General features: G+C 41.8%; 10 protein-coding genes. 4 read left to right on the top strand and 6 right to left on the bottom strand.

Annotation, left to right across the window (positions count from 1 at the left end; translation table 11 throughout):
- Positions 1–20: 20 nt before the first annotated feature.
- Complete coding sequence (locus tag M886_RS11330; protein ID WP_048046541.1) at positions 21–1535, top strand: sulfatase-like hydrolase/transferase; 1515 nt, start codon at positions 21–23, stop codon at positions 1533–1535.
- 534 nt (positions 1536–2069) lie between these two features.
- The gene (locus tag M886_RS11325) at positions 2070–3056 is read left to right on the top strand and encodes a cation diffusion facilitator family transporter (protein ID WP_048046542.1); all 987 of its coding nucleotides are present in this window, start codon (positions 2070–2072) and stop codon (positions 3054–3056) included.
- Positions 3057–3144: 88 nt separating this feature from the next.
- Here the strand turns inward: M886_RS11325 and M886_RS11320 are convergent, their stop codons facing one another.
- Positions 3145–3426 carry an acylphosphatase gene (locus M886_RS11320; RefSeq protein WP_048046543.1) on the bottom strand — a complete coding sequence of 94 codons (282 nt, stop codon included), beginning with the start codon at positions 3424–3426 and terminating at the stop codon, positions 3145–3147.
- 404 nt (positions 3427–3830) lie between these two features.
- Between M886_RS11320 and M886_RS11315 the strand changes: the two genes are divergently transcribed.
- Positions 3831–4043 carry a hypothetical protein gene (locus M886_RS11315; protein WP_048046544.1) on the top strand — a complete coding sequence of 71 codons (213 nt, stop codon included), beginning with the start codon at positions 3831–3833 and terminating at the stop codon, positions 4041–4043.
- A 373-nt stretch (positions 4044–4416) separates the two neighbouring features.
- Here M886_RS11315 and M886_RS11310 read toward each other — a convergent pair whose 3' ends face one another.
- Positions 4417–5151, bottom strand: coding sequence for a PrsW family intramembrane metalloprotease (locus M886_RS11310; protein WP_230626407.1), 735 nt, complete (start codon positions 5149–5151; stop codon positions 4417–4419).
- 253 nt (positions 5152–5404) lie between these two features.
- Positions 5405–5890 carry a hypothetical protein gene (locus M886_RS11305; RefSeq protein ID WP_011034683.1) on the bottom strand — a complete coding sequence of 162 codons (486 nt, stop codon included), beginning with the start codon at positions 5888–5890 and terminating at the stop codon, positions 5405–5407.
- A 451-nt stretch (positions 5891–6341) separates the two neighbouring features.
- Between M886_RS11305 and M886_RS17845 the strand changes: the two genes are divergently transcribed.
- Positions 6342–8765 carry a PAS domain-containing sensor histidine kinase gene (locus tag M886_RS17845; protein ID WP_080933345.1) on the top strand — a complete coding sequence of 808 codons (2424 nt, stop codon included), beginning with the start codon at positions 6342–6344 and terminating at the stop codon, positions 8763–8765.
- 293 nt (positions 8766–9058) lie between these two features.
- On the opposite strand, the gene M886_RS11295 is transcribed toward M886_RS17845, so the two are convergent.
- From M886_RS11295 to M886_RS11285, 3 genes are all read right to left on the bottom strand, one after another.
- Positions 9059–9340, bottom strand: a complete 282-nt coding sequence (locus M886_RS11295; RefSeq protein WP_011034681.1) for a MarR family transcriptional regulator — start codon at positions 9338–9340, stop codon at positions 9059–9061.
- 283 nt (positions 9341–9623) lie between these two features.
- A complete protein-coding gene (locus M886_RS11290) occupies positions 9624–10643 on the bottom strand; it encodes a glycoside hydrolase family 130 protein (RefSeq protein WP_011034680.1) in 1020 nt (339 codons plus the stop codon).
- Between the two features lie 84 nt (positions 10644–10727).
- Positions 10728–12707, bottom strand: coding sequence for an amylo-alpha-1,6-glucosidase (locus tag M886_RS11285; protein WP_048051197.1), 1980 nt, complete (start codon positions 12705–12707; stop codon positions 10728–10730).
- Positions 12708–12899: the final 192 nt, after the last annotated feature.

The following is a 12899-nucleotide window of genomic DNA, read 5'->3' as shown; positions in this document are numbered from 1 at the left end:
AATGTGTAAAATTATTTACAATGACAGATAGTGCCCGAAATTTCAAACCATTTTTTATTTTTATTTTACTTACGGCAGGTTTATTAATTCTCCTTGCAGCTTTGCCAGTTACATCCTCCGCTCTTACCGAAGTAGAGGTAAATCCTGTGAATACTCCGGCAGGGGCTGTAGTATTGATCGTGGACGGTTTAAGTGCCCCTTTTATCTATCCCGAGCTTACACCACATTCACTTGACGGTGCAGTCCTTGAAAAAGCAAGGCTTGAGAACATCCCTGAAATTAGTAAAAACAGTGCACAGATTCTCGACTTCCGCGCCCCTCAGACTTTTACCGAGGGAGGACACTCCGTCCTTGTTACCGGGAATCCTGATGCAGACAGCGAGTTTGTCAGTTTTAAAGATGCAAATATTTTTGATATTTTACACGCTCAGGGCTACCTTTGCATCGCAGTAATGGAAAAAGGAGACTCGTGGTCAATCTGTGCAGAGCAGGACGCTGTCCTGAGAGACAAGAACAACTCTATAAAAAATATAGAGATAATGCTTGAGCAGTACGAATATTCTCAGGATATCAGGGTTCCATCCGGGCTTTTACAGGTAATGCGGAGTAGAGCTGACATGGCTCCTGCATATGTTTCTTCGAAAGAGACAAGAGACAGGTATAACGGATATAACAGATGGGGCATAGAAACAGCCTGTGATGTGGTGAACTATATGGCAAAAAATTGTCCTGACCAGAAATATCTGCTTACTGTCAATGTGGGGGCAATTGATATGAGCGGGCATTACAGGGATAATTACGGGTATATAGACTGTGTTGAAAGCCTCGACTCCGAACTTCTGCCTCTCTATAACCTCTGTAAAGAAAACAACCTTGCTTTTATCCTGACAGCAGACCATGGAATGGCTTTTTCGGCTGACGGTTCCAAAGGAGGACACCAGTCCGAAAAATATTCGGTTTCGGACGAGGCACAGATGGTACCCTTCATCGCACACGCGAAGGACATTAAAAGTGGGGTCATAAGAGGGGAGTTCGGGCAGGAGGATTTTGCTCCTACACTGCTCGGGATACTCGACATCCCTGAAAGGCCCAGGTTTGTCAAAGGAGAGCAGATCCTGCTTACAGGGCACGTAAACCTTAAAGTTGAACTTCCAAAAAAAGGGTCTGTGGAGCTAAGGAGAAATGGACAACTGATCTCATCTTCAGGAAATGATGACCAGTTTCTTTTCCTCGGGCTTGACCCGGATTCCTATATTGTCAAAGCAGTCCTGAACTCCGGAAACAGCCCTGAAGAAAAGGAAAAAGAGGTTTATCTCAGGGCCGATTCTGTACTAGATTTCTCAAATAAAGAGGCAAAAACAGATGAAAGCGAATACTCTCCGGCTGGAGCAAAAGAAAAAACCAGCTCGGCAAGCATTCTGGCAGGAGGATCAATTTTTGACAGGAGCTCAAAACACCTCATAGGATATCTTCTGATTGGAACAATGAACCTTGCAGGGCTATTCTTCATCATGAAAATTATGAAAAAAGACTGAAAAAAACGAAGGAGATTAAAGCAAAACGCGAAGGGGGATTAAAGCAAAACATGAAGGAGATTAAAGCATTTAAGTATCAAGGGTTTCAGTATCAGGGCTGCAGTATCAAAAGTTTCAGAATCAACGTTTCGCTATCAAGCGTTCCAGTATCTAATAAAACTTATAAAACTGCGGATCTGATAAATATTGAAACGGATTCACTCATTATTTGTATTCAGTGAATTTTTACCTTCAATCTTTTTTGCCATATTTATTTTTACCTGTTGCCTGTTTTTCGCACAGTCATGGGAATTGAGTAATATAAAGACAGATAGATATAATTACGTTATAAAGAAACGTTTAATATAGATTATAGATACATATTTATTATATATTTATTAGTCATTTTGTTGATCCTACTTCATTAGCCCCGGATAAGATTTTTTTAATGGATAAAAATTTCCGGTCTTTAGGCAGGTCTTTGCTTCAGGTCATGAATATAAGGCAGATAAAAGTCCTGGAAACTTATTTCCTTTAACGGAAGTGACCAGAAAAATGGAATACGAAGAAAGGTTTGATCAGGCTGTCCGCGTTACAGGGGTCGGGCTTTTCGTGAACCTCGGGCTCACTATTTTTAAATTACTTGCAGGTATCCTGGGAAACAGTACTGCAATGGTAGCGGATGCTGTCCATTCCCTTTCGGATTTTCTTACTGATGTTGTGGTGATTTTCGGCTTCAAAATCGCGAAAAAGCCGGTGGATGAAAGTCATAACTACGGACATGGAAAAATTGAAACACTTTCTGCAAGCCTTGTAGGGCTTATGCTCTTACTTGTGGCAGGGCAGATCCTGTATTACGGTGTCCAGAAAACTCTGATGTTCATCGAAGCAGGAACCCTTGAACAGCCTGCCATTATTGCACTTTATGCAGCCCTGGCTTCCGTAATTTCAAAGGAGATCATGTACCAGTACACGATTCTGAAAGCCCAGAAAATAAACAGCATGGCTCTGACCGCTAACGCCTGGCATCACCGCTCGGACGCTTTTTCCTCATTCTGCACCATGATAGGAATAGGAGCTGCGGTTTTCCTTGGAGGGAAATGGGTTGTGCTCGATCCTCTGATGGCGGTTTTTCTGAGTTTCATCATCCTCAAAGTTTCATTGAAGATATTTCACAGCAGCATAAATGAACTTGTAGAAGCGTCCCTTGATGAAAAAACCGAAGGTGAGATCAGGCAGATTATCCAGAAAACAGAAGGGGTGAAAGCTCTCTCAAACCTCAAGACCCGGAGAATAGGAAACAATATAGCTGTAGATATCCGCATTAAAGTTGATAACGCCCTTGACATTGGCGAAGCAAACAGGATTTCGATTCATGTTGAACATAACCTGAAAAAAGCCTTTGGTCCCTACACTTACGTCCTCGTGAAAGCAGAGCCCTATGAACGCGAGCCTTGGGGAAACCCTGAAGACGAAAAAGCCTGGGAGCACCCTGTAAATCCGGAAAAAAATAAGGTCTGCCTCAGAAACCACTCCAACTAAACCGGGTAGAACCAGGAAATAACTTTTTTTGAAAATGGATATCAGGAAAGTCATATCATATAATATCATATCATGAAAACGCATAAACTTATGTGGAAAGCTCATACACATTTCCCAGGGCTTCAGTAAAAGTAACATCCACATCTTCTATGTGTGCAAAAGTGGGTCCTTTCCTTAGTTCATTTATCAGGAGTTCAAGAGCTTCGAGCCTTCCCTCAGCGAGAACAAAAACCCTTCCGTCCCTGAGATTTATGGGGTTACACTCCACTCCAAAGCGTTCGGCTGCGTTTCTTGCAAATCTCCGAAAACCCACTCCCTGCACCCGACCAGATACAAGTATTTCCGCACGTACAGTTTCTCCAGAGCTCACAAATGGCTATTTTGAAAAACTCTCATATATATCTATGGTTACTCCGGGAAGTAAAATGAAAAGGAAATTTTAAGGAAATTTGACAGAATAGAGAATCTTCTGCCAGATTATTTATCAGAATTGATCTAAAAAGTCACAACAGTTTAGAAGACTATATAAAGGAGCTGATGAAAGGATATGATGAAAAAAACATGTCAATTGAACAGGAATTCTAAAGTCAAAAGACATATAAGGTTGTAAAAGATTGATAGAAATAAAACAGGCATATAATGAAATTAATAGAAATAAAATAGAAAATCAATAGAAATATGATAAAAAGATAAATATATATAAATAGAAATATAGCGAGAGTATAAAAATCTATTTAAAAAATATAACTTTAAAAACCATTATTTGAAGGCATTATGGACCGAAATACTGTCTTGGCTAAAATAGATGAATTATCTTTAATCTATGAAAACGGGGTCTTATCACATCCTTACTGGTATATCCCGCCGAATAAAAGATATTTAATTGAAATCCATGATAAGTTATTTCAGGGAAAGGCAGAACTCAGATTAACGTTAAATGAGGTTGCAGCCTTATTATTAGTCAATAATTTGATCGAACTGGACTAAACATCGTGGGACTTAACTGGAAAGGTCAGCCAAAACCGGGACTGAACCGGAGAAGATTAAGAGACTATGATCAAAATAGAAACATTATAAATTTATATTACCCAATGATATTTCTCTTTTAATGATATTTCTCTTTTAGGAATGGTAAAAATATAATTTCTAATATTTACTTTAGTAATGACTTCACAGCCATTGCTGAAGACGATATCGAGAACAAAAATAATAAGATTATATCTTCTTTATTCCTTAATGATATTTGTCTTTTAATGATACTTCTCTTTAATAATACTTCTCTTTAATGATACTTCTCTTTAATGATACTTCTCTGGTTTTTTTCTTTTCAGACCGGTCCGGGCTTTATCTCTTTAAAGTGTTATACATTCTCTCTTTCCGGCAGCAAAACAGGCTTTAACCTGACTGCTTCTCTCCAGCGCCGCCAGAGCACATACAGTCCGATGAAACCAACTAAAGCCCAGGTAATGATCGCACCCAATCCCAGACCAGTAAAGGGGGCGAGAACCAGGGACAAACCGTTCCACATTGCGTGAAGAATGGAAACGAGCAGGTATGCACCAATTACTCGCAGGTTAACCCGGAAGCAGCAGTCCTTGCTTTCACGGAACAGCACACTGGCTAAAATAGCTGTCCAGGTCCCGTGTCCCAATGGGGCAAGAAGGCCGCGGAACAGCGTTACTTCCAGTACTGCCGAAATGCTTCCGTTACTCATCAGGAAGGCGGTAAAGGCATAACCGGTGCTTTCCAGCGCAGCAAACCCCATTCCTACTGCCGCGCCCAGAATAAGCCCGTCCATTTCCGAGACATGCCGCCTGCGGCGTGCTATCACCACCACACCCAGGATTTTGGCGAATTCCTCAACGAGTCCCACTGCTAAAATGTCCCCAGGATTAAACTGGGTAATAAATAATGGCCCTATAAAAGAAGTAGCGATGATACCTACCAGCCCCCCATATAGAAAAGCCAGGGAGACTATTGGCATTTTCAGGCGGCTGAAATTCTTGCGCTCATATAAGAATGCCACGTATGCAACCGGGACTGTAAAATTGCCTACCATAACCAGACTGGGAAACAGGTTTGGATTGCCCGTCATCAGCAACGCCACAAGTAAGAGAATATAGAAAGCTGTTGCGGAGATCAGGACTTTTAGCCAGATATTCCGCCGACCGGACGGTGCAAGCGGCTGTACTCCAGGAGCACTGACAGCAGTTACTTCCTCATGCAATTCGTCTATTTCATTCGTTAAGCCGGATTCCCCCAATCTGCCTGCTCAGTTGAAATGCTGGTGACAATATTGAAAAAATAAGCCTGATTTTCCGATACTAAAAATCAACGGCTTCAGGTGCTTATTTCCCCCGGATGTGAGATTTCAATTTCATTAAGGCATCCATTCCACGTATATGCATTTTATGGATATCTTCCCGATATACAGCTGCTGCCGGCACTAACAGTAACGGTACAGTTGCTGCAACTTTAACCCCTTCCGAAACAGGCAATGCGGCTAAAAAGCCTGCTCCGGTAACACCATAAATGGGAACTATAGGAAAGAGCATAGCCAGACCAAACGCCCTCCTGAAATGGATGCCCAGTTTTGCAGCCAGAAAACCATTTGACCCTATGACCACACCAATTCCGATGCTTGGCCCCACAGTCCGAAATGGGTTATACGATGGACCTATATAGAGTCCGAAATCAACACCGAAAAAAGAAACTAGACCGTTTAACTGGCTTCTTTCTTCATTGGAATTTCCCCCAAGGCCTGACACAACTATACCTATATCCAGCTGTAAAGGCCCTCTCCCCCTTTCACCCGTACCCAGTATGTTGACCATTATGTTATTATTTTTCCCTGATTAATAATATAATTTACCTATATTCTGATCAAAAAAGCCATATTCAGGCGCTGCCGGCTTCAGGGGAGCAAAATAGAGATTATACAGGGATACTGAAGATATCTTTTTTAAGGAATTTTCAATTATACTTTGTCAAAATACATAATTTCAGGAGAACATTTAAAATTTTTTATGAACAATTGAAAAGATATGTATCATTTATTACTATAAATTTCAGAGCACTAGCTTAAAAATTAATATATGATGAGTATCATAAATTGTACCTGGAAGAAAATTAACGATGCCAGAAAAACCTGCCTGGAAGGAATTCTGACATGGTTTTACCGGGGACTTTCGTGGTCATATTTGTCCAAATCTGAGGCAAAAAGATCAGACATAAAAGTGTTTAATTTAGGTGTTAATGCTTTATTAAAAGCAGGGTTGGGGATGTATGATTATTTCTGAAAGCGTAGCTGCCGACGAGCTGGAAATTCGATTGAAGAAACAGACTGCCGAACTGAAAAAATCTAATAAATGGGTAAGTGCCGAAATTTCGGAAAGCACACAACCCGAAGAAGATGTTCTCAAATCGGAAGAAAAATTCCTGATATTGGCCGAAAATTCTCCTGATGTAATTGTCCGCTTTGACAGGCAGAACCGCCACTTATACGTCAACCAGGTAGCTGCGGATATCTATGGTTATTCTCAGGAAGAAATTAAAGGAAAGACCCATAATGAACTGGGATCTGACCCTGAGAAAGCAAAATTCTGGAAAGAACATAATGAAAAAGTTTTTTCTACAGGAAAAACCGAAACCATGGAATTCGACTGTATATTACCTCAAAGAAAAAAATACTATTTTAATATACTGATAATACCTGAGTTTGTTAACGACGAAGTTGCCTCTGTTCTCACCATTTCCCGTAATGTTACGGACGTAAAAAAAACAGAATCAACTTTAAAAGAAACTCTTGATAATCTGGAAGAAATGATCAAAAAACGTACTGAAGAGATTGAAAAGGCTTACAGGTCATTAAAAGAGAGTGAAAAATGCCTCGCTGAGGCTCAAAAAATAGCCCACCTTGGGAGCTGGAACTGGAATATCGTGAGCAATGAGCTCTACTGGTCTGATGAAATTTACCGGATTTTCGGGCTCAGTCCCCAGGAATTTGGGGCAACTTATGATGCATTTTTGAGTTATGTGCACCCGGAAGATCGGGATTGCGTGAACAACGCCGTTAAGGGGGCACTGGAAGGAAAACCTTACAGCATTGACCACAGGATTATCCTGAAAGGTGGAGAAGAACGGATAGTCCATGAACAGGGTGAGGTTATTTTTGAAAACGGGAATGTCCCTGTCAGGATGGCTGGAATTGTTCAGGACATCACTGAGAGGAAAAAAATTGAAAAAGCCCTGGGGATGGCAAATGCGTATAACCGCAGCCTGATTGAAGTCAGCCTCGATCCTCTTGTCACTATCGGCCCTGACGGAAAAATAACTGATGTAAACAGAGCCACCGAAATTGTCACAGGTTATTTCAGGAGCGAATTGATAGGAACTGATTTCTCGGATTATTTTACAGAGCCTGAGAAGGCAAAAGAAGGATATCAATATGTGTTTCAGAAAGGACTTGTCCGGGACTATCAGCTGGAGATTCGCCATAAACATGGGCATATAACCCCTGTTCTGTATAACGCATCCATATACCGGGATGAAAATGGAAGGGTTACCGGGGTTTTTGCTGCAGCCCGTGATATTACTGAGCTAAAAAAAACAGAAGAAAAAATTAAGGCACTTGCAAATGCTGTTGAATCGTCAAACGATGCTATAATAACTGGAACCCTTGATGGTACAATTACCAGCTGGAATAAAGGGGCAGAGCAGATTTATGGTTATCTGGCTGAAGAAGTTATGGGGAAAAACGTGTCCATACTTGAACCAGACAACCTTAAAGGGGAAATAAAGCAATTATTTGACAAGATTAAACAGGGAAAAAAAGTCAAACGCTATGAAACATTACGTTTGAAAAAAGACGGTATAGCAGTAAATGTTTCAGTAACTCTTTCCCCGATTTTTGATGTATCAGGAAATCCTGTTGCCTTCAGTGGTATTGCCAGAGATATTACGGAAAAGAAAATTACAGAAAATCTGCTCCATGAAAAACAAATGGCTGAATTTGCAAACCGCACCAAGAGCGAATTTCTTGCAAATATGAGCCACGAACTCAGAACTCCTCTCAATTCAATAATAGGTTTCTCTGACATGCTTTACGAACAGGCATACGGGGAGTTGAATCAGAAACAGTTGAGAGCCATAAGTAATATATCCAACAGTGGAAAGCATCTTCTGAACCTTATCAATGGCATCCTGGATCTTTCCAAAATAGAAGCAAACAAAATGGAGCTTGATTATAAAGAATTTGAGCTTGCTTCCAGTCTTGACCTTATACGGAACATTCTGTCTCCCATAGCAGATAAAAAAAATATTGAAATTGAAACCGGCGTAGACAGCAGCATTTCGAAAATCTGTGCAGATGAGGACAGATTTATCCGGATAATGTTTAACCTTGTAGACAACGCTATAAAGTTCTCTTTTGAAAATAGCCTTGTTAAAATAGGGGCAAGAAAAAAAGGAGAGCTTGTAGAAATAACAGTTGAAGATACCGGAATAGGGATAAAAACTGAAGACCAGAATAAACTTTTCAAGCCTTTCAGCCAGGTTAACTCTTTTTCTTCAAAAAAATTCCAGGGCACAGGGCTTGGACTCTCACTTGTTAAGCAGATTGTTAACCTTCACGGAGGTTATGTCTGGTTCAAAAGCGAGCAGGGAAAAGGCAGCACCTTTGCTTTCGCAATTCCAATAACAAAAGGATAGTTTTTTTAAAAACAAGTTGATCCTTTTATGAAAACATTTATCGGACATTTCAGGTTAAGGAAAACAAAAAAGTGATTCCAAAACCGAAGAAAAAGAAGACAGGTTAATGGAAAAACTTCCGATAGAGCAAAATCAGATCTCAAATTTTGAGGCAAAATCATAAAAGAAAAAGTAATAAAAAGATATTCCGAACCTGCAATGCGCAGGTCCGATATCTATGAAAAACATAGAAGGGCAGGTCAATAGATCTGTCCGGTCTTAAAATACAATTTTCCATGCTTTCCTTTTCAAATTTAATCCATTAACTGGTTGATTTTTTTGTAAAAATCTACTATCAGATTCGCTGCTTCGCTTTCCGTGTTTAGCTGGAAAGTTCGGATCTGTTTTCCAAGAGGTTTTTCGAGGACAACACCAGACGCGACCAGAGGAGTGATAACCCTTGATACGCTGGAATGGGACAACCCGGTTGCCTCAGCTATTCCTGAAAGGTAAGTAGGTTCGTTCTGGTTTTCGATCAGGTTCTTAAGGACTGTCATCTGTGCGGTTTTTCCAAATATTTTTTCTATTGCATCCATTTGTATCATCTCAGAGGTGGTATTATACGTAAATGATTATTCAGTCCCAATAACTACCAACGGTTTATAAACTTATCTCTTTTTTGAATAGATTAGAGATATGTAGCCCATTAATCGCCAAAATATTTTACCTTAACTTTTTAAGTTAGTATCAGATTTTCTTCTCAAGGTTCCCGGCTATTTTAGTTAAAAAACCTTCTGAGTTGTTTAATTCCGAAATTGTCCTTGAATATTGCTCTTCTGCGCGCTGTTCTTAGGCCAGCAACCCCTGCCCGGACAGTATTCATCCTTTTTTAGGGTTGGAGTGTCTGTCCCTGTGCCCCTCAAAAAATCTGCAGTGCTCCACAGGACACTGCTCCTCAGGGCACTCAAGGATATATTTCATTATATCATCCATTTTTGCACTTGCAAGGGATACAGAAGTGTCCGCGCCTCCATAGTAGATGCGGAGTTCCCCGTCCACCACAACCCAACCGCAGGGAAAAACAACATCATTAACGTCCCCGCTGCGTTCATACCATTCATGAGGTCCGAAAACCCAGCCTTCTGATCTTCGTAGAACTTTTCTCGGGTCTTTGAGATCGAGAAGAGCCAGCCCCAGGCGGTAACTGATTTTAGATGTTGTCTGGCGCACTCCGTGGTACATAATCAGCCACCCTTCAGGTGTATACATCGGCTGCGGGGATAGGCCTATTTTATAGGCATCCCACCATCCCCCTTCCCGGGCATAGAAAAGAACCTGATGCCACCCCCAGGCTTTCATATCCGGAGAAAACGAGATCCAGATATTGGATTTCAAAGTATGCCCGGTCGCGGCAGGCCTGTGCAGCATTGCCCACTTCCCGTTAAAGCTCACCGGAAAGATAGCTGCATCCTTATTATCAGGAGGCGCAACAGGTCCTATTCGTTCAAAGGTCTGGAAATCCTCTGTAAGGGCAAGAGCTGGCAGGGGACCGGAATCCGAAAAAGCCGTATACACTATAGCCCACATTTTCAGCTCGTCCATGTAGGTTATACGAGGGTCTTCAATGCCGTATATCTCTTCAGGATACTTTGAAGGCTCAGGAAAAAATGTTGGTTTGCCGTCAATTTCCCAGTCGTCTATCCCATTTTTACTCCTGGCTACTGTAAAGTGGGAAAAGCCCCTGTGGTCTTCAACTCTCAAAAGAAGTAGAGTTTTACCGTCAACTATAGCAGCCGCAGGGTTAAAAACAGAATTCGCCCGGTATGACAGGTCATCAACAGTAAGTATAGGATTTCTATTATACCTTACAAAAAGTTCTCCACGATCTTTCCAGGTCATATTATCCCCCTCATCCTCTAAATTATGTGATACGAATTATGTTATTCCTATTTTTCCGGACCTGCTAAAAACAGGCTGTTTATTTCAGGGCTTTATCCCGAGTACATCCTCCACATATGCCCTTAGAATTTCTGCAACACTCCACGCCTGGGCAATTGTTCCTCCCGGAGCATGCGGATAGTCCCCATCAAATACCTCGGAAATGCCGCCTATACCTGCCGATTCAAGGTGTCCGTCAAAACCTTCGAGAATAGACTTCATGTATTCTACGTTACTGTCCTCATAGCCGTGGGTCTTCAGGTAAGCTTTTACAAAAGCCCCGAGGAGCCAGGGCCAGACTGTCCCGTTATGATAGGCTGTGTCCCTGGTTAAGGCGTCTCCGAGATACTGTCCTTTATACAGGAAGTGATCTGTTGACAGGCTTCTGAGCCCGAAAGGAGTGAGAAGGTCTTTTTCGACCCTGTCCACGATCGCTTTTTCTTTTTCTGGTGAAAGCATTGTATAGGGGAGCGAGACTGCAAAGATCTGGTTGGGGCGGATTGCAGGATCTTTAATCAGGTTTCCTGTTTCGTCCTCGTATATGAGATCAAAGAGGCAGTCAGCCTCAGGATTCCAGAAAGCATCCTCAAAATTCGAAGCTACCCCGGCTGCAAGGGTTTCATATGAAGAGACATCCTCTCCAAGGAGTATCCCGAGATAAGAAGCTGTTTTAAGGGAGCTATACCAGAGAGCGTTTACCTCACAGGCTTTACCTTCTCTGGGGGTCACCGCCCATTCCCCCACTTTAGCGTCCATCCATGTCAATTGAGGACCCTGCCTGATAAGGTAGTCAGAGTCCATTTCTATCCCGAAGTCCGTACCGTCACAATAGAAATTTATGATCTCGTCCACTGTGTCCCAGACATCGGTAAGGAAAAGAAAGTCCTGCGTATATGCAAAATAACGGTTAAGCGCATGGATAAACCATAGCGACGCATCGACAGTATTGTAAACAGGGTCTCCACCGAAAGCAGGAAAAGTATTGGGGACCAGGCCGCGCCTGCAATATTTAGAAAAATTGTTGAGAACAGACCTTGCCTCTTCAAAACGGTAAGGAATTAGAAGCAGTCCGGGAAGAGAAATCATGGTGTCCCTTCCCCAGTCAGAGTACCAGTGATACCCCGCAATCACGGTGTTTTCGCCTGAAGAGCGGTTTTTCACTACAAAAGGGTCAGTTGCCTTGAGAAGTTTAAGGGCAAAAGGCTCGATAAGTTTTGAGTCAAGAGCCAGAAGATTTTGCCTGTTTGCTTCCCTTAAATAGAGTTTATCGACCTGCTCGAGAGTAAAGGAAGAAACATCTTCTGTTGAAGCAGCAACAAAAAAACGGGATGTCCCCTCTTTGAGTTCGCCCTCAAAACATCCCGGATTGAAATTGTCCTCCTGAAAATTAAGCCCCCTCTGCATTTCAGTATCGTACTCCAGGTTAAAATACCATACTGGCTCGGGGTGATACTGAAGATTGGATGAAATGGAGAAAGTAAAACCGGTAGAACTTGCCAGTTTCACTCCCGAAGGCCCGGCTCTCTGGAAGAAAGACAGGTATCCTGCGCGAGCAGTAAGATTAAAATCTCTTGAACTTATAAGAGGGAAAATTTTCAGCACAGCCCCTTCTCTTCTGGATGTGATGTCATAAAGGACGCAGGTCGTGTTGCTGTTATGGATCATAAAGACTTTTTTCTTAATGATAAAATCCCCGGGCCTGTAAACCCAGAGAGGAAAAGGGTAGCGAATGAATTCGGAAAGATGTTGAAAACCTGTGGGACTGATAGTGTCCGGATATTTATGGACTGCAAGTTTGTAAACTTCTTCGTTGACAGATATTTCCTCATCAAGGGAAGAAAGCAGCAGGAGCCTTCCCGGAGAGTTCTCAGGAGTTGCTACGAGCAGACCGTGGTAAGTCCTTGTCCCTGCTCCGATGATTGTAGATGAAGCATATCCTCCAAGCCCGTTTCCTATAACCCATTCTTTTTTTATTCCTTCTTCATACGTTGAAAGAAAATCTGCTCCAAATCTGCCCCCGCTCATGTATATTTTATTAGAGCTAATTTATTAAATAGCTGTACATTGGAAAAAACAATTTGCAGCTGTGAACTTCAGTCCACTGCCAAAAATCCCTGCCTGAAATATTATCTTTTCAAACATCTTTCCTCTTTTCGCGTAATATTTATTCGTTGTTTTCAAAACCCTTTGCAGAGCAAAACTTTATTACTTGCAGGG

The organism is Methanosarcina soligelidi, assembly GCF_000744315.1.
Classification (GTDB): Archaea; Halobacteriota; Methanosarcinia; order Methanosarcinales; family Methanosarcinaceae; genus Methanosarcina; species Methanosarcina mazei.
Note: the sequence above shows the minus strand (reverse complement) of the source record. Positions and strands in the feature narration are given on the sequence as shown.

Excerpts from the sequence above, each read along its gene's own strand:
- M886_RS11305 (WP_011034683.1), bottom strand. The coding sequence starts at position 5,890 with ATGGTCAACATACTGGGTACGGGTGAAAGGGGGAGAGGGCCTTTACAG.
- M886_RS17845 (WP_080933345.1), top strand. The coding sequence starts at position 6,342 with ATGATTATTTCTGAAAGCGTAGCTGCCGACGAGCTGGAAATTCGATTG.
- M886_RS11285 (WP_048051197.1), bottom strand. The coding sequence starts at position 12,707 with ATGAGCGGGGGCAGATTTGGAGCAGATTTTCTTTCAACGTATGAAGAA.
- M886_RS11325 (WP_048046542.1), top strand. The coding sequence starts at position 2,070 with ATGGAATACGAAGAAAGGTTTGATCAGGCTGTCCGCGTTACAGGGGTC.
- M886_RS11290 (WP_011034680.1), bottom strand. The coding sequence starts at position 10,643 with ATGACCTGGAAAGATCGTGGAGAACTTTTTGTAAGGTATAATAGAAAT.
- M886_RS11330 (WP_048046541.1), top strand. The coding sequence starts at position 21 with ATGACAGATAGTGCCCGAAATTTCAAACCATTTTTTATTTTTATTTTA.
- M886_RS11295 (WP_011034681.1), bottom strand. The coding sequence starts at position 9,340 with ATGGATGCAATAGAAAAAATATTTGGAAAAACCGCACAGATGACAGTC.
- M886_RS11310 (WP_230626407.1), bottom strand. The coding sequence starts at position 5,151 with ATGACGGGCAATCCAAACCTGTTTCCCAGTCTGGTTATGGTAGGCAAT.
- M886_RS11315 (WP_048046544.1), top strand. The coding sequence starts at position 3,831 with ATGGACCGAAATACTGTCTTGGCTAAAATAGATGAATTATCTTTAATC.